Annotated in this window: 20 protein-coding genes, 3 tRNA genes and 1 pseudogene; 14 read left to right on the forward strand and 10 right to left on the reverse strand. The window is 68.2% G+C overall.

Features of this window, described 5'->3' with window-relative positions; all coding sequences use genetic code 11:
* The first annotated feature begins 57 nt into the window (after positions 1-57).
* Positions 58-3,306 (forward strand): BTAD domain-containing putative transcriptional regulator, encoded by a 3,249-nt coding sequence (locus tag HQ312_RS20520; protein WP_222641207.1) that lies wholly within the window; start codon positions 58-60, stop codon positions 3,304-3,306.
* Here the strand turns inward: HQ312_RS20520 and HQ312_RS20525 are convergent.
* The 3 genes from HQ312_RS20525 to mgrA form a co-directional block, all read right to left on the reverse strand.
* A complete protein-coding gene (locus HQ312_RS20525) occupies positions 3,288-4,115 on the reverse strand; it encodes an ABC transporter permease (RefSeq protein ID WP_027506565.1) in 828 nt (275 codons plus the stop codon). The two genes, HQ312_RS20520 and HQ312_RS20525, sit on opposite strands and share 19 nt — an antisense overlap.
* Positions 4,112-5,080, reverse strand: coding sequence for a daunorubicin resistance protein DrrA family ABC transporter ATP-binding protein (locus tag HQ312_RS20530; protein WP_037186508.1), 969 nt, complete (start codon positions 5,078-5,080; stop codon positions 4,112-4,114). The genes HQ312_RS20525 and HQ312_RS20530 overlap by 4 nt, the downstream gene beginning before the upstream one ends.
* A 63-nt stretch (positions 5,081-5,143) precedes the next feature.
* Positions 5,144-6,190, reverse strand: coding sequence for an L-glyceraldehyde 3-phosphate reductase (gene mgrA / locus HQ312_RS20535; RefSeq protein WP_027506567.1), 1,047 nt, complete (start codon positions 6,188-6,190; stop codon positions 5,144-5,146).
* 79 nt (positions 6,191-6,269) lie between these two features.
* Here mgrA and HQ312_RS20540 point away from each other — a divergent pair, with 79 nt between their 5' ends.
* The 3 genes from HQ312_RS20540 (at position 6,270) to HQ312_RS20550 (ending at position 8,102) form a co-directional block, all read left to right on the forward strand.
* Positions 6,270-7,445: an alpha-hydroxy-acid oxidizing protein gene (locus HQ312_RS20540; RefSeq protein ID WP_308123949.1), complete on the forward strand. Its 1,176-nt coding sequence runs from the start codon at positions 6,270-6,272 to the stop codon at positions 7,443-7,445.
* 50 nt (positions 7,446-7,495) lie between these two features.
* A complete protein-coding gene (locus tag HQ312_RS20545) occupies positions 7,496-8,002 on the forward strand; it encodes a MarR family winged helix-turn-helix transcriptional regulator (RefSeq protein WP_051613546.1) in 507 nt (168 codons plus the stop codon).
* Positions 8,003-8,012: 10 nt separating this feature from the next.
* Positions 8,013-8,102 (forward strand) — tRNA-Ser (locus tag HQ312_RS20550).
* 67 nt (positions 8,103-8,169) lie between these two features.
* Here the strand turns inward: HQ312_RS20550 and HQ312_RS20555 are convergent.
* Positions 8,170-9,339 carry a CdaR family transcriptional regulator gene (locus tag HQ312_RS20555; protein ID WP_261770345.1) on the reverse strand — a complete coding sequence of 390 codons (1,170 nt, stop codon included), beginning with the start codon at positions 9,337-9,339 and terminating at the stop codon, positions 8,170-8,172.
* 631 nt (positions 9,340-9,970) lie between these two features.
* Between HQ312_RS20555 and HQ312_RS20560 the strand changes: the two genes are divergently transcribed.
* A complete protein-coding gene (locus HQ312_RS20560; RefSeq protein ID WP_222641215.1) occupies positions 9,971-10,987 on the forward strand; it encodes an alpha/beta hydrolase family protein in 1,017 nt (338 codons plus the stop codon).
* A gap of 254 nt (positions 10,988-11,241) precedes the next feature.
* Here the strand turns inward: HQ312_RS20560 and hisC are convergent, their stop codons facing one another.
* The gene (hisC, locus tag HQ312_RS20565) at positions 11,242-12,306 is read right to left on the reverse strand and encodes a histidinol-phosphate transaminase (protein ID WP_222641217.1); all 1,065 of its coding nucleotides are present in this window, start codon (positions 12,304-12,306) and stop codon (positions 11,242-11,244) included.
* Between the two features lie 92 nt (positions 12,307-12,398).
* Here hisC and HQ312_RS20570 point away from each other — a divergent pair, with 92 nt between their 5' ends.
* The 7 genes and pseudogenes from HQ312_RS20570 (at position 12,399) to HQ312_RS20600 (ending at position 16,560) form a co-directional block, all read left to right on the forward strand.
* On the forward strand, positions 12,399-13,112 hold the full coding sequence (locus tag HQ312_RS20570) for a dienelactone hydrolase family protein (protein ID WP_027506573.1): 714 nt from the start codon (positions 12,399-12,401) through the stop codon (positions 13,110-13,112).
* Positions 13,113-13,206: 94 nt separating this feature from the next.
* Positions 13,207-13,296, forward strand: a tRNA-Ser gene (locus HQ312_RS20575).
* A gap of 43 nt (positions 13,297-13,339) precedes the next feature.
* A tRNA-Arg gene (locus HQ312_RS20580) sits at positions 13,340-13,415 on the forward strand.
* Between the two features lie 109 nt (positions 13,416-13,524).
* Positions 13,525-13,998, forward strand: a pseudogene (locus tag HQ312_RS20585) (enoyl-CoA hydratase-related protein); the annotation flags it as partial.
* Positions 13,999-14,032: 34 nt separating this feature from the next.
* Positions 14,033-14,371 (forward strand): DUF2834 domain-containing protein, encoded by a 339-nt coding sequence (locus HQ312_RS20590; protein WP_037186452.1) that lies wholly within the window; start codon positions 14,033-14,035, stop codon positions 14,369-14,371.
* 34 nt (positions 14,372-14,405) lie between these two features.
* Positions 14,406-15,044, forward strand: coding sequence for a TetR/AcrR family transcriptional regulator (locus HQ312_RS20595; RefSeq protein WP_027506576.1), 639 nt, complete (start codon positions 14,406-14,408; stop codon positions 15,042-15,044).
* A gap of 145 nt (positions 15,045-15,189) precedes the next feature.
* Entirely contained in the window at positions 15,190-16,560 is a 1,371-nt protein-coding gene (locus HQ312_RS20600) for a lipase family protein (protein WP_222641222.1), read from the forward strand.
* Between the two features lie 31 nt (positions 16,561-16,591).
* On the opposite strand, the gene HQ312_RS20605 is transcribed toward HQ312_RS20600, so the two are convergent.
* The 3 genes from HQ312_RS20605 to HQ312_RS20615 all read right to left on the reverse strand — a co-directional run bounded on the left by HQ312_RS20605 (position 16,592) and on the right by HQ312_RS20615 (position 19,147).
* Positions 16,592-17,224, reverse strand: coding sequence for a dihydrofolate reductase family protein (locus HQ312_RS20605; RefSeq protein ID WP_222641224.1), 633 nt, complete (start codon positions 17,222-17,224; stop codon positions 16,592-16,594).
* A gap of 79 nt (positions 17,225-17,303) precedes the next feature.
* Positions 17,304-18,158, reverse strand: a complete 855-nt coding sequence (locus tag HQ312_RS20610) for an LLM class flavin-dependent oxidoreductase (protein ID WP_222641225.1) — start codon at positions 18,156-18,158, stop codon at positions 17,304-17,306.
* Complete coding sequence (locus tag HQ312_RS20615) at positions 18,155-19,147, reverse strand: YafY family protein (RefSeq protein ID WP_222641227.1); 993 nt, start codon at positions 19,145-19,147, stop codon at positions 18,155-18,157. The genes HQ312_RS20610 and HQ312_RS20615 overlap by 4 nt, the downstream gene beginning before the upstream one ends.
* A gap of 110 nt (positions 19,148-19,257) precedes the next feature.
* On the opposite strand from HQ312_RS20615, the gene HQ312_RS20620 reads away from it, so the two are divergent.
* Positions 19,258-19,668: a VOC family protein gene (locus HQ312_RS20620; RefSeq protein WP_027506581.1), complete on the forward strand. Its 411-nt coding sequence runs from the start codon at positions 19,258-19,260 to the stop codon at positions 19,666-19,668.
* Here the strand turns inward: HQ312_RS20620 and HQ312_RS20625 are convergent.
* The gene (locus HQ312_RS20625) at positions 19,646-20,539 is read right to left on the reverse strand and encodes an amidohydrolase family protein (RefSeq protein WP_285189636.1); all 894 of its coding nucleotides are present in this window, start codon (positions 20,537-20,539) and stop codon (positions 19,646-19,648) included. The two genes, HQ312_RS20620 and HQ312_RS20625, sit on opposite strands and share 23 nt — an antisense overlap.
* Before the next feature lie 85 nt (positions 20,540-20,624).
* Here HQ312_RS20625 and HQ312_RS20630 point away from each other — a divergent pair, with 85 nt between their 5' ends.
* Entirely contained in the window at positions 20,625-21,476 is an 852-nt protein-coding gene (locus HQ312_RS20630; RefSeq protein WP_222626243.1) for an SDR family oxidoreductase, read from the forward strand.
* Here the strand turns inward: HQ312_RS20630 and HQ312_RS20635 are convergent.
* Positions 21,473-22,084: a TetR/AcrR family transcriptional regulator gene (locus HQ312_RS20635; RefSeq protein ID WP_222626244.1), complete on the reverse strand. Its 612-nt coding sequence runs from the start codon at positions 22,082-22,084 to the stop codon at positions 21,473-21,475. The two genes, HQ312_RS20630 and HQ312_RS20635, sit on opposite strands and share 4 nt — an antisense overlap.

Raw genomic sequence — 22,084 nt, forward strand, 5'->3', positions numbered from 1 at the left:
AGGGTCGATGGTATGCCGCGGGGCGTGAGTTGCGACGAGGTCATACCATTCGACTCGGTGACCGGACGAGACGATGCGAACGACGTGCGGCCCGGCATCGGACAACCGGTGGTGGGCCTGCTGGGTGACGTCCGCATCCGCGTCGGTACGCAGTTCTCGGGTGTGCCGGGTCTGCGAGCGCGGACACTGCTGGCGCTTCTCGCGATGACTCCCGGCAAGTTCGTCTCGGTGTCGACGATCATCGACGAACTCTGGCCCGACGGCGGACCGGAGTCGCCGAAGTCCGCCGTGCAGACCCAGGTCTCGCGTCTGCGGTCGGTGGCACCGATGATCGAGACAGGACCGGCCGGGTACCGCCTCTCACTCGATTCGAACGACGTCGACCTGTGGCGAGCCCAGCTGCTCGCCGCGTCGGCATCGTCCCTGGAACCTGCGGAAGCACTCGACACGGTTGCCGACGCGGTCGCGCTGTGGCGAGGCGAGCCCGGAGGTGATCTGGGCGACAGCACCGTGGCGGCCGACGTCGCGAAGGCTGCGGCAGACATCCGCGACACGCTGGACTCGATCGCCGTGGCTGCGTCGTCGGATGTCGGTGACCACGCGTCCGCGATCGAGATCGCACGCCGACGCTGGCACCGCGACCGTGCCGACGAGACCGCGGCGTCGTCGATGATGAGTGCGCTGCACGCCGCGGGTCGCACGGCCGATGCGATCGCCGTGTTCGCCGAACTCCGTGAGCTGCTGGCAGATCGGTGGGGCATAGATCCGTCGCCGGTCGTCGCGGCACTGCATGCCGATCTGCTCGGCGCGACAGTTCCGGTCGAGCCGGTCGCGCTGTCGGGCTACCCGGTGGTGGGAGTCCGTCACGCCTCCACCGAGCTCGTGGGCCGGACGGACGACATCGCGGCGGTGGAGAGCCTGCTGTCCCGAGCGCGACTGGTGACCGTCACCGGTCCCGGCGGAAGTGGCAAGACGCGCCTGGCTCACGAGATCGGTCGTCGTGCGACACAACGGGTTCCGGTTGTCGTCGTCGAGTTGGCACCTCTGCGGAGTGGAGACGACGTGGTCGCCGCCATCAGTGGAACCCTGGGACTGAACGAGGCGGACGTCGTGATGGGGTCCTTGCCCATCGGTCCTGTCCATTCCGCGCGTGACCGGCTTCGGGACGTGCTGGCATCGCGTCCTCTGCTGATGATCCTGGACAACTGCGAACACGTGTCGACCGATGTGGCCGGCGTGGTGGACGAAGTGATCGGGGCGAGCGATCTGGTGCGCATCCTGACGACGTCTAGAACGCCGCTGGGTGTCGCTGCCGAGTCGATCTACCCTCTTCCGCCGTTGGTCGTCGATGCGGGCGGTTCACCGGCCACCGATCTGTTCATCGCCCGTGCGCGGGCGGTACGACCGACCGTTGTGATCGACCCGGACAGGATCGCACGGTTGTGCACCTGTCTCGACGGTCTGCCGTTGGCCATCGAATTGGCCGCGGCGCGTGCTCGGTCGATGAGCATCGAGGAGATCGACAACGCGGTGGCCGATCGATTCTCGTTGTTGCGCAGCAAGGATCGGACTCGACCGGAGCGGCATCGGACGCTGCATGCCGTCATCGACTGGAGTTGGCAACTGCTCGACGACGGTCAGCGCCGTGCGCTCCGACGGTTGTGCCGCTTTCCTGCCGGCATCACCTCGCATGCTGCGCGGGCGGTAGCCGAGTTCGAGCCGGGTGACCGCATCGACGACGCGGTGGACGGTCTGGTGGAGCACTCGTTGCTCACGGTGGACGAGTCGGACGGGATGAGATTCCACATGCTCGAGACCGTCCGCGAATTCGGCGAGGAGCACCTGGCACGCGACCCCGCCGAGCGCGACGCGGTCACCGACGCGATGGTCGCGTGGGCCTCGTCCGTCGCACGGCAGGCCCTCGAACTGCATCGGAACGGCAACCGCAACGCGGTCGTTCCGGCGATCGACGCCGAGCACGACAATCTGCTGGCAGTGCTCCGTATCGCGGCGGTCGAACAGCGCTGGTCCGACGTCTTCACGATCTTCCCCGCTCTTGCCTACCTGTGGTCTGTGCGGGGTGCGCACTCGGAAGTCGTCAATTGGTCGGTGCGCCTTCTCGATGCGACCGATGTCGATCCCCGCGGTGTCCCCGACGACATCGTCGTGTTCGCCTACGTCTTCATGGCGTCGCACCTGGGATACGGAGGCTCACCCCGGCAGGCGGCCCGCGCGCGCACCGCGTTGCGACGCGTTCTGCGGGCCAGACCGGGAACATCTCCGGCCCTGCGGTTCCCGGCAATGCTGCTCCTGCACCGCGCCGACGGCACAGGGCTGGCGAGGGTGCTCGCGGAGGCGGTCAGATCTGCAGACCCGGAGATTCGAGGTACCGCGCTGATGTTGCGCGGATCGCTGCGGGAGAACCGCGGTGACCTGTACGGCGCGGAACGCGATCTTCGCGCCGCGGCATCCATCTCGCACGATGCCGACGATCTGTGGGGCATGGCTCAGGCTGCTCAGTCACTGGGGAGTATCCACGGACAGACCGGGAGGCACGAGCAGGCCGCCGAGTTCTATCTCCACGGGGCGCAGTTGCTCTGGCGCGTCCACGCGTACGAGGAGAGTGTTCAGACGCGGACCTTCGCCGCTGCGTCTCTCGTCGCCGCGGACCGCGTCGGTGACGGGTTGGCTCTGCTGTCGGAGTTCGGGCACGGCGATCGCATCACCACGGGGCTTGCGGTGGTCGCGTCCGACGAGGCGATGAGGCATCAGACGCGAGCCACGGTTTTCGGAACTCGGGCCGAGGCGATGCTGCGTGGAGGAGATGTGTCCACCGGTCTGGCGCTGTATCGGGACGCCGCCGAGCAGTGCCGGTCGGGGTGGGACGACATCGGAGATCCGTACGCCGTGATGTTGGCCTGCGCCTGCGTGGATGCGCATGTGCTGCACGGCGATCATGGCAGGGTGGAGGATCTGGTTCGGTGGATCCGCACCCGCGTCTGCGCTCCCCGCAGTGCTCTGGCGCGAGGGGATCTTCCTCAGCTCGGTGCCGTGGCCTGCGCCGTGGGGTCGTATCTGATCGCCCGCGGGCGATCGCCCGAAGGACCGATTCTTCTGGCCGCTGCGACGTCCGTCGCGGCGCGACAGGACTTCCCGTCGATGACGATCGACCTGCATCTGGGTCTGGCGCGCCGGGTGCTCGGCATCGACGCGGTGGAGACGGCCCTGCTGCGGCGGCCCCGCACCCGGGCCGCCGCAGCGGAGTCGATCCTGGCCGCGCTGACGGATCAGGCCTTACGCATGTAGGTGCGCACGGTGAGTGGAGCGACGACCAGAACGATGATCGCCGCGCCCAGCAGCGACCACACCACATGGATTCCGGCGTGGCCGGTTCCGGCGAGTTCGCGCACCGCGGTGACCACCTGGGAAACCGGGTTCACGTTCACGAAGGCCTGAAGCCATCCGGGCATGGTGTCCACCGGGACGAAGGCGTTCGACAGGAAGGTCAACGGGAAGAGGATCAACATCGACACGCCCTGCACGGCGGACGCCTTGCTCATCAGGACACCCATCAAGGCGAAGATCCAGCTGATCGACCATGCGCACACGATCACCAGGCCGCCGGCGAGCGCAACTCCTACCGCACCGCCCTCGGGTCGGTAGCCCATGGCGAAACCTGTGGAGAACGTGATGACGGTGGCGATGACGTACCGGACGACGTCGGCGAGCAGTGCGCCCGCCAGCGGTGAGATACGTGCGATCGGAAGGGCTTTGAACCGGTCGAAGACACCCTTGTCCATGTCCTCACGGAGTTGCGTGCCGGTGACGATCGACGTGGTGATGACCGTCTGGACCAGGATTCCGGGAATGATGACCGGCAGGTAGCTCGCGATGTCGCCGGAGATGGCACCGCCGAAGATGTAGGTGAACATCAAGGTGAAGACGACCGGAACGAAGACGACGTCGAACAGTTGCTCCGGGTTGTGCTTCAGCTTGAGCAGACCTCGATACGCCATCGTGACGGTGTGGCGAGCGGACATCGAGACGGAGATCCGCTCGACCGGGGCGTCGACGAAGCTGGGCGCCGAGGTGGGGCTGGTCAGGGTGGTGGTCATGCGGCGTTCTCCTCGGATGTGGCGGCCGCGGAGTCGGGCCGACCGGTGATGGACATGAAGACCTCGTCGAGGCTGGGTTTGGCGACGGTGATCTCGGCGACGTCGATCCCGATGTCCCGCAACGAGATCAGAATGTCCGGTGTCGCCGAGGCATCCTTCATTGGCGCCGTGACGCGGCCCGATCCGGTGGCCGCGGACGCGTCGAGACCGAGGCGGGTGCTGACCAGGACACGTGCCTCCTCGGTGCGTCCGGGGTCGGCGATCACCAGAGTCATCGTGGACGTTCCCACCGACGCCTTCAGACTGTCGGCCGTGCCGTCGGCGATGACGCGTCCCCGGTCGATGACGGCGATGCGGTCGCACAGCTGATCGGCCTCGTCGAGGTACTGGGTGGTCAGCAGGACCGTCGTGCCCTCGGACACGAGTCGGCGGATGGTGTCCCACATCTGTACGCGCGTGCGAGGGTCGAGGCCGGTGGTGGGTTCGTCCAGGAACAGCAGCGGAGGTGTCGAGATGAGGCTCGCGGCCAGGTCGAGTCGCCGCCGCATTCCTCCGGAGAAATTCTTCAACGGCTTCGACGCGGCCTCGGTGAGGGCGAACTCCTCGAGAAGGTCGTTCGCACGTCGTCGGCTCTCGGCACGGCCGAGGCCGAGCAGTCGGGAGAACACGACGAGATTTTCCGTTGCGGTGAGGTCTTCGTCGACCGACGCGTACTGGCCCGTCACGCCGACCAGGGAACGCACGGCCGTGGGCTCCGCGACGACGTCGTGGCCGAACACCCGTGCGCTGCCGCCGTCCGGGCGCAGCAGGGTGGCGAGCATGCGGACCGTGGTGGTCTTTCCCGCTCCGTTGGGTCCGAGAACTCCGTAGACCGCGCCGCGGGGAACGGTCAGGCTGACGCCGTCCACCGCGCGCTGTCGGCCGAAGTTCTTGACGAGGTTGTCTGCTTCGATGGCTGGTTGCATGCGCTCAGCGTGCACCGCCCCGCTGTCACGGCACTGTCGTGCCGGTGTCGTGCCGGTGTCGGATCAGATCCGTGACGGCTCTTCCCACAGGTTGATGCCGGACTCCTTGGCGTGCTCGTCGATGCGGCTCAGTTCGTCGTCGTCGAAGCGGAGTCGCGCGAGTGCACCCACATTGTCGTCGAGCTGCTCGACGGACGAGGCGCCGATCAGCACCGTCGTGACCCGCGGGTCGCGCAGCGCCCAGGCCAACGACATCTGGGCGAGCGACTGCCCCCGCGCCGCGGCGATGTCGTTCAGCGCGTTCAGATGCCCGCGCATGTCCTCGGTCAGCCACTCGGGATCGAACGACTTCCCCTGTGCCGCGCGCGACTCGTCGGGGATTCCGCCGAGGTACTTGTCGGTCAGCATGCCCTGCGCGAGAGGGGAGAACGCGATCACTCCGACTCCCAGCTCGTCGACGGCCGGCAGCAGATCGGACTCGATCCAGCGATTGAGCATCGAGTAACTCGGCTGGTGGATCAGCAGTGGCACTCCCGCATCGGACAGCAGTGCCGCCATCTGGCGGGTGCGCGCCGCCGAGTACGAGCTGATGCCCACGTAGCGCGCCTTGCCCTGCTCGACGGCACTGACCAGCGCGCCCGCGGTCTCCTCGACGGGTGTGTCCTTGTCGGGGCGGTGGCTGTAGAAGATGTCGACGCTGTCGAGCCCCATGCGCTCGAGTGAGCGGTCCAGTGAGCTCAGCAGGTACTTGCGCGACCCGCCGAAGCCGTACGGGCCCGGCCACATGTCCCACCCCGCCTTCGTCGAGATGACCAGCTCGTCGCGGTACGGCCCGAAGTCCTCCCGCAGGATGCGGCCGAAGTTGATCTCCGCGCTGCCGTACGGCGGCCCGTAGTTGTTGGCGAGATCGAAGTGGGTGATGCCGAGGTCGAACGCCCGGCGGAGGACGGCGCGCTGGGTGGCGAGCGGCACGTCGTCACCGAAGTTGTGCCACAGCCCCAGCGAGATGGCGGGCAGCTTCAGTCCGCTCTCACCGGTACGGCGGTAGGGCATCGCGGTCGGGCGGTCGGTGTCGTAGCGGTCGGGGGAGGCGACATAGGGATCCGGCATGGCGCCATCCTGCCGGACATGTGACGCTCACCAGCGTGAAATCGTGTTGCCGGGCGTGCGCGTTCGCTAGCGTTTGCGTGTGAGCACTTTCGGCAACTTCCAGAACGAGATCTACCTGACCGGGCTCGGCGGCACGACCCCCGACCTGCCGATGACGGCCGACGGTCTCGAGGAGCGGGCGCGCGAGACGCTGTCCGCGGCCGCCTTCGCGTACATCGCCGGGAGTGCGTCCACGGAACGTACGGCGCGTGGGAACGTCGACGCGTTCGGCTCCCGCAGGATCGTTCCCCGGATGTGGCGCGGGGCCAGCGCACCGGACGCCCGCGACCTGTCGGTGACCGTGCTGGGGACCACCCTCGCCGCACCGGTGCTCACCGCGCCGATCGGCGTCCTCGGCATGGTGCACCCCGCGGCGGAACCCGCCGTCGGGTCGGCCGCCGCCGAGCTGGGGATCGGCTCGGTGCTGTCCACCGCGTCGTCCACTCCGCTCGAGGACGTCGCGGCGGAGTCCGGCGAGAACTGGTGGTACCAGCTGTACTGGCCGTCGGACGACGGCGTCGCGGAGTCACTGGTGCGTCGTGCCACCGCGGCGGGAGCGAAGGTCATCGTCGTCACGGCGGACACCCCCGGCATCGGGTGGCGTCCGCGCGATCTCACGCTCGGTCATCTGCCCTTCCTCCGCGCCGAGGGCATCGCGAACTACCTGTCCGATCCGGTCTTTCGCTCACGCCTGGTGTCGCCTCCCGAGGAGAGTGCCGAGGCGCTGCAGATCGCGGTGCTCACCTGGGTCGGCATGTTCGGCAACCACACGCTCCGCCCGTCCGACGTCGCGCGGGTGCGTGAGTGGACGCATCTGCCCGTTGTGGTCAAGGGGATCCTGCATCCCGACGATGCCCGTGCCGTCGTCGACGCGGGTGCCGACGGCGTCGTCGTCTCCAATCACGGTGGGCGACAGGTGGACAACTCGATCGCCGCGCTCGACGCGCTCGAACCCGTCGCCGCGGCCGTCGGGGATCACGCGACCGTGCTGCTCGATTCCGGTGTCCGCTCCGGCGCCGACGTGGTGGTCGCGCTGGCCCTCGGCGCCGACGCGGTGTTCTACGGGCGGCCCTGGGTGTACGGCCTGGGACTCGCGGGCCGGGAGGGTGTCGTCCATGCGCTGCGGTGCCTGCTGGGCGACCTCGACATCACCATGGGACTGGCCGGGCTGTCGTCGGTCACCGAGGTGGACGGGTCGATTCTGTACCGGTCCTGAAGATGCGCAGGTCGGCACGCGCGGGGGTCACCTCGGTCTAGCCTTCCGTCATGGTCGTTCACAGTGCGCGTCCCGAGGAGTCACAGACCGCGGCCCCGCCGGTGGCCTGGTTGAACGAGGCGGAGGCCCGCGCGTGGCGCGCGTTCATCGATGCCGACTACCGCCTCATGGACACCCTGAACCGGGACCTGCACACGCGAGAAGGTCTGACCCTGGCCGAGTACCGGATCCTGGTGCGACTGAGCGAGGCTCCCGACGGTTCGCTGCGGATGAGTCTGCTCGCCGACGGCGTGCTCTCGTCGAGGAGCCGGCTCACGCACCAGATCCGCCGAATGCAGGAGCAGGGCTTGGTCGTTCGAGACACCTGCGACGAGGACGGGCGTGGTGTCCTGGCCGTCATCACGGACGACGGACGCGCCCGCCTGGCGGCAGCGGCACCGTCGCACGTCGCTGCGGTACGGCGATGCCTGATCGATCTGCTCACGGCCGACGAACTCGCGACGATGGCCGAGGTGTTCGAGAAGGTCGATCGACGACTGCTCGCGGGAGACCACTAGTATCGATCGCGGAAGCGTGGCAGAGCGGCCCAATGCACTCGCCTTGAAAGCGAGAGACGTGTGAAAGCGTCCGGGGGTTCAAATCCCTCCGCTTCCGCCAGTGCGATGTGATCGACGACGAACGCCCCCTCCGTCCGGAGGGGGCGTTCGTGTCGGTCGGTGCCGCGTTACTTCTGCTTCGCGGCGGCGAGTCCGCGGGCCACGATGGCGGCCTGCAGGTAGCGCAGTCCCGAGGGCACGCTGGGATCGATGCCGGTGAGCTGGCCGATGCGCTTGAGGCGGTAGTCGACGGTGTTGGCGTGCACGAACAGGTGCCGCGCGGTGCGCTGGCGGTTGAGTTCGTGACCGATGTACGACGTCAGCGTGTCGAGCAGCTCGGGCGCGTCGTCGAGGGGCTTCAGAGCGCGGAGCAGCTGCTCCCGGCCGCGGCCCGGACGGGTGAGCTGGTACTCGAGCACCAGGTCCTCGGTGCGGTACATCCCGGCCGGTCGGCCGAGTTGCCGTGTGAGCGAGAGCAGTTCGTAGACGTGCTCGGCAGCACCGGGGATGTCCTCGCGCTCGGCCGACGTCATCGTGGCGGTGATCGGGATCTCGCCGGCGCGGGAGAGTCGCTCGACGAGGGTGTCCACCCACTCGCGTTCGCGCGGTGCGGGCAGGAGCACGGTGCCGCCGTCGGTGCTGAGCAGGGCCAGCGGCGACTTGCCGCACATGGTCGCGAGTTCCGCCTGGATGCGGCGCAGCTTGCGCCGTGCGGACACGGTGCGATCGACGACGGGGTTCGCCTCGTCGGGATGCTGCGGGAAGTGCAGCGCGATGACGAGGTACTCGTCGGCGAGGTCGATACCGCACTGCTGCGCGGTGGACAGGGCGTTCTGCCCGCCGCTGAGCAACGTGGTCACCAGAGTGTGCGTGGCGGTGTGGTGCTCGGACGCGACGGAGCGGTACTCCTCCACGTACGCCATGGACACCTCGGTGGTGACGGCCTCGAGGAGGCTCACCAGGACGAGCGAGTTGTCGGTGACGTTCTCGATGTTCTGAGCCTTGGCGTCCCGGCTGACGAGAGTGAGACCGAAGCGGAATCCGTCGTGATAGGCGCGCAGGATCGAGCGCAGCGGCACCCCCTCGCGAGCCCAGCGAGCGGCCGCGTCGTGGACGTTGGCGAGGTCCTTGTCCGACGGCGTCTTGCCCGATTCGAGCATGCGGACGGCGAGACCCAGGCACTTGACGGTGACCTCGGTGACGTCGCCGTGCAGGAGCTCGCCGGGGAGCGTTCCGCAGGGGGTGTTGGCCTGGAAGTGATCGACCAGATGACGCGCCACCCCTCGCAGATCGCTCATCGCCAGAGAGTTTGTACGGGTGCCGGCGATCAGGCCCGCTTCCATGTGTCCCGGAAGCGGCTTCGGAGCTGTCTTCGGTGTGGTCATCGATCCCCCCATGACTGTGTAGTTCATGTCAGTCGTGCATGTTCTCGGGGTACCGTAACAATCATTAACGGGTCCCTAGATTGTTTCGAGATACCTATTCGAGAGCCACGGTATGCGCTCAGGCCCACTGCGGTGTCTGTTCCCGTTGTCAGGCCAACCGCTGTGACCTGCGATGACACCCCTGCATGACGTCTGTTGAGGCAAAACAAGTCGCGTTTTCACCTAGTTCCATCTTGCTTTCACACAATTGACGGTGACCCACTTCATGAAATGTCACACACGTGGGTGATGCCTCCAAGTCCGGTTCACGTGTCGTCCACCGTCTCGCGGTACGCTTTCGGCACGGTTCCCGGTCTCGGTGTCCTCGTCGCCGGTTCTTGTGACCGCAGACAGGACGTCGAGCAGTCCTTTGGACCTGAAGGTGGCGTACCTACCGGCAAGTAAGTTGGTACGCGTTCCCCCGGGCGCGCGGGACGTTCCGCGCGTCGTGTCTCTCTGTTCACCGGTGGCTCCGCGCGAGCCACATCGGACGAAAGGTCTGTCGATGCGACGTCCCGCTCTGCTCGCCGCGGGGTGCCTCACCGCGCTGACGCTTCTCGGCTCCGCGCCGGTGGCGGGTGCGCAGCCGGGCGTCCCGACGCCGGCCGTGGACGCGTCGTCAACCACTCGCGTCGTCTCGGTGACCATGGCGACCGATCGCCGGGCCGTCATGTCGGTGTTCTCCTCGTCGATGAACCGCGAGATCCAGGTGCAGGTGTTGCTGCCCGCCGATCGATCGGTACCGCGTCCGTCGCTGTACATGCTGGACGGGGTCAGTGCGGGCGAGGAGTCCGGCTACACGGAGAGCACGTGGACGCAGAAGACGGACGCGGTCTCGTTCTTCTCGGACAAGGCCGCCAACATCGTCCTTCCCGTCGGGGGACGCGGTGCCTACTACGCCGACTGGGCCCAGCCCGATCCCGTGCTCGGAGTCAACAAGTGGGAGACGTTCCTGACGTCGGAACTGCCCCCGTTGATCGATGCCCGCTTCGACGGCAACGGCGTCAATGCGCTGATGGGTCTGTCGATGGGCGCACAGGGCGCGATGAACCTGCTGACCAAGCATCCCGATCTGTACACGGGCATCGCCGGATTCAGCGGTTGTTACGACAACCGCTCCAACGAGACGAAGAACGCGGTGCGTGCCACCGTCGGGTCCACCGGGGGCGACGCCACCAACATGTGGGGTACGAACGCGGATCCGCTGTGGGCCGAGAACGATCCGAGTACCCGCGTCGAGACGCTCCGCGGCAAGCAGGTGTACCTGTCGACGGGCAACGGATTCCCCGGACCGTACGAGGCGGGTGGCGGTTTCGGTGAGGAGATCATCGACGCGCTGACCGTCGGCGGCCCCCTCGAGGCCGCCGCGAACATCTGCACCACCGGCTTCGCCGACACGCTGCGCGCGGCGGGTGTCCCGGCGACCATCGTGTTCAAGCCGTACGGCACGCACTCCTGGCGCTACTGGCAGGACGAGATGCACAACTCGTGGCCCGTCGTGGCCAGGGCGCTCGGCTTGTAGCTGCCGGGGGTGTGCACACCCTCTGTGTCGACCAGACACCCCTTCCTGCCGGCTGCTGACGGTGTTCACTCACCGCCAGGGGTGTGCACACACTCCCTGGTGCGCCGCCGCGAACGTCTCGCGGCGCGGGCCCGAGTGGTGCGCGTCGACCCACCCGGCCGCCGGGGGTGTGCACACCCTCTGCGTCGACCGCACACCCTTTCCTGCCGGCTGCTGAGGGTGTTCACTCACCGCCAGGGGTGTGCACACACTCCTCAGTGCGCCGCCGCGAACGTCTCGGCGGCCGACGCGGCGAACGCGAGGAACGCGTCGTTCTCGTGCGGGTCGCCCACCGACACGCGCACTCCGTCGTCTCCGTAGGCGCGGACGATGACACCGGCCTCGGTGGACGCTGCGGAGAAGTCTCCCGACTCCGCCCCCAGCGGGATCCACACGAAGTTCGCGGACGACTCGGGCACCTGGAACCCCATGCCGCGCAACGAGTCCCGTAACCGCGACCGCTCGGCCGTCACGACCGCCGTACGTGCGAGGAGTTCGTCCGAGGCCGCGAGAGATGCGACGGCGCCACTCTGCGCGACACTGCTCACGCTGAACGCGGTGTGCACCTTCTTCATCGACGTGATGATCGACGGTGCTCCGACGGCGTACCCCACCCGTAGTCCGGCGAGGCCGTAGGCCTTCGAGAACGTCCGCAGCACCACGACGTTGGGTCGGGTTCGTCCGATCTCCACGCCGTCGATCGCGCGGTCGGTGTACTCGAAGTAGGCCTCGTCCAGCACCACGACGATGTGGTCGGGGATCGCGTCGAGGAACCGTTCGAGGTCGGCGGGGTCCACCACGGTGCCCGTCGGGTTGTTCGGGTTGCACACGAACATGAGACGGGTCTTGTCCGTCACCGCTGCGGCCATCGCGTCGAGGTCGTGCACGTCGTCGTGAGTGAGCGGCACACGCACGGCGGTGGCGCCGGCGACGAGCGTGACGATGGGGTAGGCCTCGAACGAGCGCCAGCCGAAGACGACCTCGTCCCCGGAGTTGCAGGTGACCTGGACCAGCTCCTGGCACAGCGCGACCGATCCGCAGCCGACGGCGATGGTGGTGGCCGGGACGTCGAGGAAGTCCGCGAGCGCCTCGACCAGGACTGTCGACTGGTTGTCGGGATAGCGGTTCACTCCGGCCGCCGCCTCGGCGATGGCCTCGCGAACGCTGGGCAGCGGGCCGGCCGTGGTCTCGTTGCTGGCGAGTTTGATCGCGCCCGGGAACGAACGACCGGGTAGGTAACCGGGGATGGCATCGAGGTCGGGGCGCGTGCGTGGGGTCACGATCACCGATTATGCGCGGCGGTCGGACACAGTGTGGTCGCGGCTCTCGCTCGACCCTCGCTTTCGCCATTGTGTGCCATTACCGTGGAGCCATGTCGGGTCTCATCGAGGACACTGCGCCCATCCGCCCCCGCGACGAGGGTGCGGACACCGCCACGCTCGATCGCGTGCCGCTCACCGCGTTCGAGCCTGACAGCAGGGCTCGCGGCGGCATCGTGGTGTTGCACGAGGCGCGCGAGCTCCCGCAGGCCCTGCTCGAGTTCATGCGGTCCCTCGCCGCCGACGGCTGGTTGGTTGCGGCGCCGCACCTGTTCCACCGGGCAGCGGGCGACGACGAGGTGTTCGGCACGCCGTTGTTCGAGGACTTCGACGCCACCGTCGACTGGCTGCAGAGCCGGGGCGTCCCGACGGACTGCATCGGCGTCATCGGATTCGACGACGCCGGAACCGCAGCCGCCCTGGTGGCCACCGATCGAGCCATCGGTGCGGCGGTGAGTGTCGCTGCTCCCGGCATCGTCGAGGCGCTGACCACGGATGCGCTCGCTCTCGTCGACGCGGCGGCATCCCTCAAGGCGCCCTGGCTCGGTCTCTACGGACGCGACGACGTCCGCACTCCCGTGGAGCACGTGGAGCAGTTGCAGGAGGCCGTGTCGAAGGCGTCCGTCGCCACGCTCGTCGTCAGTTACGCCGGTGTCGAGCATCGTGCGGACGAGGAATCCGCCGTGTCGGAGGAGTCGGCCGGCGAGGAGGCGATCGTCGACGCCCAGCGTCGCATCTTCGACTGGTTCGACAGTCATCTCCGATAAGACCGCCCCACCAGCCGTTTTGCGTCTACTCCGGGGCGTGTGTAATCTTCCTTCTCGGCGGTTCGCAAGGACCGGTGCCCTCGAAAGAGGTCCAGGAGGCGTGCCAGAGCGGCCGAATGGGAGTCACTGCTAATGACTTGACCCTTCACCGGGTCCGGAGGTTCAAATCCTCTCGCCTCCGCCACTTTCGACTTCGGTCGGAGGACAACTGAACAGCACCACAGCATGCGCCCGTAGCTCAACGGATAGAGCACCTGACTACGGATCAGGAGGTTAGGGGTTCGAATCCCTTCGGGCGCACCACAGAGAGCCGGTACCAGAATCATCCTGGTACCGGCTTTCTGCATGTACGGGTTCGACACCCCTGTGTACTATGCGATAAAACATAGAACCGGGTTCCGGCCCGCCGCAGGGGGAGTGCATGACGCTCGGCATCGAATTGCTGCTGGCGTCCGACATCCGGGTCGCCGCAGCCGGAACTCGTTTCTCCCAGATGGAAGTTCAGCGCGGTATCTATCCCTTCGGCGGGGCGACCCTGCGCTTCCCTCGCGAGACCGGCTGGGGGAACGCGATGCGGTGGATGCTCACCGGCGACGAGTTCGACTCCGAGGAGGCTCATCGCATCGGGCTCGTGCAGGAGGTCTGCGCGGATCCCGCGGCGACGATCGAGCGCGCGATCGAGCTCGCTCACCGCATCGCGGAGACCGCTGCGCCACTCGGTGTGCGGGCCACGCTCGAGTCCGCGCATCGCAGCCTGATCGAGGGGGACGCGGCCGCGGCTGCGCAGCTGCTCCCCGACATCCGGGCACTGTTCTCGACGTCCGATGCGGCCGAGGGGATGCTGTCGTTCGTCGAGAGACGGCAGGCCACCTTCACCGGCAGGTGATACTCATCAGATCCACACCACGAACGGAGCATCGGTGACGACGTCGGACGAACGCAGACTCATGGCCCTCGCGGCAGTGGCGGGTGTCGCGCAGAACGCGATCGCCCTGCCCTACGTCCGGAAGCACGGGACACGATCCGCCGCCGACTTCTTCGTCGGGAAGATCTGGTCCACCGTGCCCGGACGGTTCGCGATGGTGGATCTGATCCTGGTGGTGATCGCCTTCCACGTCTGGGCGTTGCCGGAGGCGCGGCGACTCGGCATCGTCCGGTGGTGGCTGGTCACGGTGCTCCTCACCTTCGGCGTGGGCATCGGCTCCGCCATCCCGTTCTTCCTCGCCGTGCGCGCGCGGACGGTCCGTCTCGCGGGCTGACGATCGACGAGAGCCTCTTGGATAGGGTTCTCGCGTGGCAGAGGACGTGGATCGCGTCTACGGCGGACGGTCGATGACGGATCGACGTGCCGACCGGCGACGACGGTTCCTGCAGGCCGGCATCGAGGTGATCGGCGACAAGGGGTACGCCGCGACGTCCGTCGCCGACATCTGCTCGGCCGCGGGTCTGGCACGCAGCCAGTTCTACAGCGAGTTCGCCAATCGCGAGACGCTGCTCGTCGCCGTGTACGACCTCGTGCAGGACGATGCCCTCGCCGCGGTCGTCGCTGCGCTCGCCGACGCGACGGACCGCACCCGACGAGCGCTCGTCGTCGCCGCGATGACCGCGCTGATCGAGTCGTTGGGACGGGACCCACGTCGGGCACGCATCTCGTACCTCGAGATGGTCGGGGTGAGTGACGACGTCGAGCAGCACCGCAGCAGGCGCCGCGCGACCTGGGCCGAGTTCATCGAGGCGACGCTCCGTGCCGAGATCGGCGCCGACTTCGTCCCGCCGGGCGGTCACCGGCTCGCCGCCACCGCCTTCCTCGGGGCGCTCACCGAGTTGGTGTCGGACTGGTCGCGCACCCCGCCGCCCCGGCCACGCGTGGACGGGATCGTCCAGACGATGATCGCCGTCCTCGGCGCGTTCGTTCCTGACCTCGATCGATAGCGGGGATTGTTATCCAGCCCACAACGCTCTACAGTCCTGAACACAATCATGGACACGCGTGTCCAACATGTTGAATGTGCTGAACACTGTTGCCGGGCGCACATGCGACTGCTGTCGAGGCTCGGCGCGAGAAAGAGTGAGATCGATGTCCGCTCGTCGGTTCCGTCCTTCGTACGCACTCGCGGTGGTGGTGGCCGCTGTGGCTGTGTCCGCGACGGTGGTCACGCCCGTGTCCGCGGCGCCCACCTTCCCTGCGATCCCTGAGTTCGACACCGACTTCTACCTGCCGCCCGACGCCGTGGTCGCCGCCGCCGCACCGGGAGAGATCATCGCCGCGCGTCCCGTGGACCTGGCCACGCTGAATCTGATCCCGACGCAGGTCGACGCCTGGCAGTTGTCGTACCGGTCGAACAACGGCCGGGGCGAGCCGATCCCGGCGGTGACCACCGTCATCACCCCGCGCGGCGCCGCCTCGGCTCCGCGTCCGCTGCTCTCGGTGCAGATGGCCGAGGACTCACTGGCCGCGTACTGCGCGCCGTCGTACGTCATGCGCCAGGGTGCGATCCCGTGGCCTCTGACGGGTGCCGTGACGTCCGGCGTGCAGTTCCTCGAAGTGCAGGCAGCGCTGGCCCAGGGCTGGGCGGTGTCGGTTCCGGACCATCAGGGGCCGAACAACGCGTTCGCCGCCGGGCCGGTCGCCGGACCCATCACGCTCGACGGCATCCGGGCGGCGGAGAGTTTCGCTCCGATGGGACTGTCCGGGGTGGACACGAAGGTCGGGATGAGCGGCTACTCGGGCGGAGCGATCGCCACCGGACACGCCGCCGAACTCGCCGGGACCTACGCCCCGGAGCTGAGCATCGTCGGCACCACGGAGGGCGGCACCCCCGCCGAGCTCGCCGCCCTGGTGAACAACGCGAACAACGCGCTCGGATCCGGCATCGTTGCGGCCGGCATCATCGGCGCCAGCCGTGAGGACCCCGACTTGGCGCAATTCGTGGACGAACACATCGATCCCGCGGGTCGGGCCCTCTTCGCGGCCAAGGACAACCTGTGTGTGGGGTACACCTCTGCCCTGCTGCCGTTCCTGAACCTGAAGGGTTTCCTGCGGACCGAGGGGGATCCGTTGGAGCAGCCGGTGGTGAAGAAGTCCCTGGACGCGCTGAACCTCGGTGGCACGACGCCGACCATGCCGGTCTACGTCTACCACTCGAACCCGGACTGGTTGGTTCCCGTCGGGCCGGTGAACGGGATGGTCGACGCGTACTGCAGTCGGCCCGGAGCGAACGTCACCTACACCCGCGACCACTTCAGCGAACACCTGTCGCTGGAGGTGATCGCGTTCCCGAGTGCCGTTCTGTGGATGCGTGATCGGTTCGCCGGTGTACCTGTGGAGCCCGGTTGCCGTACCGCCGACGTCGGGTCCATGGCACTGGACGAGCGCACCTATCCCGTCTGGGTCGATGCTGTGGGCGAGATCGTCGCGGGTCTGTTCGGGAAGCCGATCGGGGGATGAGGCATCTCGTGTGACGCCCGCGACGGGCCGGTCAGAGTCCCCGGTCCGGAGCGCCCATGTCACCGGTCGTCGGCGTGCCGTCCGTCAGCGCGTACTGCAGGAGCACGGTGCCACCGGGGCTCGCCTGCGGTGGGGCCACGAGGGCGAGGCTCGTCGGCAGAGCGCCGGTGTCGAACACCGTCTTGCCGACACCCAGCACGATGGGGTGCAGCCACAGGTCGAGGCGGTCGAACAACCGCTCCCGCAGCAGCGTCTGCACCAGGTCCAGACTGCCCACGACCTTGATGTCCTGATGCCGCTCTCGGATCTCGCGCACTGCGGTCGGTAGATCCGGGCCCAGTACCAAGGATCCGGCCCAGTCGAGCGTGCGCGGATCGCGCGAGGCGACGTACTTGGGAATCCCGTTGAAGAGACTCGCGATGCCGTCGTCCGGTCCGCCCTGCCGATGCGGCCAGTACGACGCGAAGATGTCGTACGTCCGTCGCCCGAGCAGTAGCGCATCGGTGCCGCGGTAGGCCGCATCGATCTGCGCGCCGGTGACGTCGTCGATCAGCGGCGCCTGCCAGCCGCCGAACGGGAACCCGTCCGGGTCCTCGTCGGGTCCGCCGGGAGCTTGCCCGACGAGGTCGAGCGTCGCGAACATCTCGATGGTGATCGTTCCCATGGCGTCACTCCTCGGTTGCGTGTGACGAGATGGACCACCGAGCGGTTCGGAAGTCATCGCGGAGGGCTGTGGCGACCGGCTACCGGAGTGCTGCAGCCGTCTGACCGAGCACCTCGATCAACCCCTCGAGATCGGGCTCGTCGTCGGTGGGGTGGGCGACGACCGTCGTGATGCCGAGGTGCCCCAGGCGGGCGACCTCGTCCGCCACCTCCGCCGCGCCGCCGGTGACCGCGAGCCCGCTCGTATCGGACTTCCCCCAGCGCGCGACCTCGTCGCGAATGCGGTCGTCCGCGCCGGCGCCCACCGCCACCAGTCGAGGCGCGATGACGCGGTGGTCGGCGGAGCGCCGCGCTGCGCTCACCTCGGCACACGAGGCGGCCAGCTCGTCGTCCGACATCGCGGCCGCGAACAAGGTGCCGTCCGAGTGGGATGCCGCGTAGCGCAGCGTCTTCGGACCGGTACCGCCGAGAAAGAACGGTTCGTCGGGCGCCGGCCACTGCAGCTGCACGGCATCGAGGGTGACGTACCGGCCGTCGACGGTGACCTCCTCCCCGCGCAGCAGCGCCTGCAGAGCGGTCGAGTACTCGTCCAGCAGCGTCATCGGAGACGCGACGCGGGCGCCGACCTGCCCCATCCAGTGCTGCACGCCGTGTCCGGCACCGGCGAGGAACCGGCCGGGGAACAGTCGATGCAGCGACGCGACCTCCATGGCGCACAGCGCGACGTTGCGCAGCGGCGCGGGCATGAGTCCGAGGCCGACCTGGATGCGCTCGGTGCTCGCCAGTACTGTGGCCGCGGTCGTCAGCCCACCGTGGCTGAAACAGTCCTCCCACAGCCAGAACTCGTGGAGTCCCGCCTTTTCCGCGGCGCGTGCGGCCGCGATGAGCCGGGCAGGGTCGTGGGCGGGGGTGAACACGATGCCGAGTCTCGTCACGAGTCAGTCGTAGCAGATCGAGCGCTCGCCGGGGGCGCGTCGGTTCGTTCGGGGCCGAGACGTGCCGCGACCGTGGCCATCGCCGTCACGAGATCGGGCGGGGAGACGTCCTCGAGGTCCGCGTCGAACCGTGCGAGGGACGCGGCCACGGCGACCCACGACCACGAGCCGACCGTCACGCGGCACCGCTCTGCGTCGACGTGTTCCACGGACTCGTCCGACTCGGTGAGGAACGGCCGCAGCGCCTCGGCCGGCAGACGGACGACCGCCTCGCCGACGCAGGGCCAGGTACCCGTCTCCGATCCGCGGAGTCGCGCCTGGAGCAGGCGACCGGCGGATCCGCCCGGGACGGGCCGCGGTGTGAAGCGTCGGCCGGTCGGTGGGCGCAGCTCCATGCGATCGAGTCGGAAGATGCGCCACTCGTCGCGCGCCAGATCCCATGCCACCAGGTACCACCGCGCCCGCGCGGTCACGACGCCGTAGGGCTCGACGTGTCGCGACGAGGGTTCGGACGAGGGGGACGTGTACGCGAACCGCAGTGCCTCGGTGCCGACCGCACCGGCGACCGCCAGCAGTGTTCGGCTGTCGACCATAGGCGCGGACTCGGGCGGAGGCGTCGTCGCCACGCGGTCGAGTCTGTGGCGCAACCTGCTCGGGAGCACCTGACGCACGGTGGCGAGAGCTCGGGCGGCAGGCTCGGCCACGTCCACGCCGAGTGACGTGGCACCGCCGAGGGCGACGGCGAGTGCCACCGCCTGGTCGTCGTCGAAGAGCAGAGGCGGAAGGTCGGCGCCCGCGTCCAGGCGATAGCCCCCGTCAGGCCCCTTCGCGGACGACACCGCGTACCCCAGCTCGCGGAGCCGGTCGACGTCCCTCCGGACGGTGCGCGGACTCACCTCGAGTCGCCGAGCCAGTTCCTCGCCCGGCCAGTCCCGTCGGTGCTGCAGCAACGACAGCAGCGTGAGCATGCGTGACGAGGGTGCGGGCATGCCGCCGATACTGCCCGAAGTAGCGGACAGAAACTGGCCGCTTCGACCGACACAGTGGGTCTGCAGGCGGTGATCGCCGCCCGCGAGAGACCACCCACGAGGAGAACCCCATGACCGTGACCAGCACCCTGCATCTGAACTTCGACGGCCACGCGCGCGCCGCGCTCGAGTACTACCACTCGGTGTTCGGCGGCGATCTCGTCGTGGTCCCGTACGGCGACACGAGCCCAGATCAGGCCGACCAGGTGGTGTGGGGCCAGGTCTCCTCGCCGGACGGCTTCCACGTGATGGCCTACGACGTGCAGCACGACCTCGTGCGGGACGCGGGCCGCAACGCCTTCTACTTCTCGTTGCGCAGCACCGACGCCGACGCGATCACCGGCTACTGGACGGCGCTCGCTGCGGGGTCGACCGTCGAGGTGGAACTCGGTCCGTCGGTGTTCTCCCCGCTGTACGGCAAACTCACCGACCGCTTCGGTGTCGTCTGGATCATCGACGTCATGGTGCCGTACGGCGGCTGAACCGTGCCCAGTTGTCGTGCAGCACAGCGCGGGACCAGTCGTCACCGAGTCCGAGGCCGACCACGCTCTCGACCGCGTGCGCGTACGAGTAGGGGATGTTGGGGAAGTCGCTGCCGAACACGATCTTGTCCTGCAGGTCGCGCAGGCGCGGCAACGCCGATCGCGGGTAGGGCGCGAGCTGTTCGGTGAAATCGGTGAACACCATCGTGGTGTCGAGCCCGACGTTGTCGAACGTCTCGGCCAGGGTGAGGAAGTCCTCGTACTCGGGCATGCCCATGTGTGCGATCAGCAGGGTGAGTGTCGGAAAGCGGTGCAGTAGTGCGCGGATCGGGTCCGGTCCGGTGTGGCGACCGGGTTCGGGTCCCGATCCGCAGTGGATGACGACGGGTACGGCGGCGTCGTCGAGAACCGCCCACACGTCGTCCAGGTACGGATCGTGGACGTCGATGTTCCCCACCTGCACATGGCATTTCATCACTCCGACCCCGTCCTCGACGGCGGCACGGACGTACCGAGCAGCGTCCGGTTCGGGGTGAAAGGTGGCGGTGCGTACACAGTCGGGTGTTCGGTCCGCGAACTCCGCTGCCCACCCGTTCAACCACTCCGCCATGCCGGGCTTGTGCGGGTACAGCAGGGACGTGAACGTCCCTACCCGGTACCTGCGCAACAGGTCGGTGCGTTCGTCCTCGTCCACGCGGTACTCGATCGGCCACGCGGTACCGAGGCGGTCGTCCACGGAGTCGAAGTAGTTCCACACCTTGGCCAGAACGCTGTGCGGCATGAAATGCGTGTGCACGTCCACCAGTGACTCGAGGCGGAGGTCGTCGAGCACTCGGTGGACCCGGCGGATGTCGTCGTCACGGTTCTGCACGGGATCGATCCTCGCATCGCCGGCGCGTCCGCGACGGCACTCCGGACCCTTGACTTTGCGGACACTGCGTGTCTGTAATAAGACGATGACGGGATCACTGCAGGGACGAGTCATCGCCATCACCGGTGGCGCACGGGGAATCGGCCTCGCGACGGCGCGCGCGCTGGTCGCCGCCGGCGCCAGGGTGGCGATCGGAGACGTGGACGCGGACGCCCTCGCCGCCGGGGCCGAGTCCGCGCGGGTGCACCTGCACGGAGCACTGGACGTCACGGACCCGGCGTCCTTCGACGCCTTCCTCGACCGCGTCGAGCGTGAGCTGGGCCCCGTCGACGTCCTGGTCAACAACGCCGGGATCATGCCGGTCGGGGCTCTGACGGACGAGCCGGACGCGGTGGCACGCCGGATCATGGACGTGAACGTGCACGGCGTCATCATCGGCACCAAGTCGGCGCTGCACCGCATGGTGCCGAGACGGCGCGGACACGTCGTCTCCATCGCCTCGATGGCGGGCGAGACGGTGGCGCCAGGCCTGGCCACCTACTGCGCCAGCAAGTCTGCGGTCATCGCGTTCACCGAGGCGGCGAGGGTGGAGTACCGATCCTCTGGCGTCGAGTTCTCCCTGGTTCTGCCGTGGTTCGTCAACACCGAACTCACAGCGGGAACGAGAGACGTGCCCTTCATGAAGAAAGCCGAACCCGAGGACATCGCACAGGCGGTGGTCCGGCTCGTCGAGAAGCCGCGACCCAAGGTGCGCATCCCGGCCTCCGCCGGCGCGATCGTCGTCAGCCAGCGCTTCATGCCGCGCCGACTCGGTGAGTTCGTCAGTCGCCGTTTCGGATCCGAGCAGATCTTCCTCGGCGACGTGGACGCGGAACGGCGTCGCGCGTACGAGGACAGGGCGCGCGGGCAGTCGTCCGCTCCCGAGTCGACGCGCTAGCGGCGCACGCTCGCCAGCACCGCGTCGACCAGTCCGTCGATGTACGTGTCGTCCGCGGTGGCGGCGGACGGCGCCTCGGTCGCATCGTGTGCGAACAACACTCGGCTCAGAACGGCGCCCGTGAGCATCTCGAGCAGCAGTGTGGTCCGCACGTGTTCCGGTAACTCGCCGCGGGACACGGCGCGGCGGACGATGTCTCGGGTCGCGACGAATCTGCTCGTGCTGATGGTGGCGGTCAGCGCCTCGAGGAGATCGGGATACACGCGGGCGTCGAGGGCCACGCGTACGGCGATGAGCCCCGAGGAGTCTCGATAGCCCCGCAGGAGTTGACGAGCCAGCTCCGTGAGATCGCCTGTCAAGGTGCCGGTGTCGATGGGGTCGACGAGGGGGAGCACGGTCTCCAGGGCCCCGGTGAGGAGTGCCTCCTTGGTGGGCCACCGACGGTAGATCGCCGCGCGGCCCACGCCACCGCTCTTGGCGACGGCATCGATGGTGAATCCCGCCCACCCGGTGCGCCAGTACACGTCCACGACGGCGTCGTACACCCGCGATTCCATGGCGGGGTCGCGTGGCCGCCCCCGTCGCGCCGTGCCGTCGGTCGACTCCAT

This window comes from Rhodococcus sp. BP-316 (assembly GCF_019836105.1).
Lineage (GTDB): Bacteria > Actinomycetota > Actinomycetes > Mycobacteriales > Mycobacteriaceae > Rhodococcoides.